General features: G+C 29.2%; 1 protein-coding gene. It reads left to right on the forward strand.

What is annotated here, in order from left to right; all coding sequences use genetic code 11:
• Nucleotides 1-26: 26 nt before the first annotated feature.
• A partial coding sequence (locus GUI70_RS25550; RefSeq protein WP_368733645.1) for a hypothetical protein occupies nt 27-295 on the forward strand: 269 nt, incomplete at its 3' end.

Consider the following 295-nt stretch of genomic DNA (forward strand, 5'->3'; position numbering starts at 1 on the left):
ATATATTAAGATTGGAGCAAATAAATATGAAATTTACAGCATTAGCAAAAGCGACATTAGCTTTAGGAATTTTAACAACAGGAACTTTAACAACAGAAGTTCATTCAGGTCATGCAAAACAAAATCAAAAGTCAGTAAATAAACATGACAAGGAAGCATTATACCGATACTACACTGGAAAGACTATGGAAATGAAAAATATTAGTGCTTTGAAACATGGTAAAAACAACTTACGTTTTAAGTTTAGAGGTATTAAGATTCAAGTTTTACTGCCTGGAAATGATAAAAGTAAATT

The organism is Deinococcus alpinitundrae, assembly GCF_009982895.1.
Classification (GTDB): Bacteria; Deinococcota; Deinococci; order Deinococcales; family Deinococcaceae; genus Deinococcus; species Deinococcus alpinitundrae.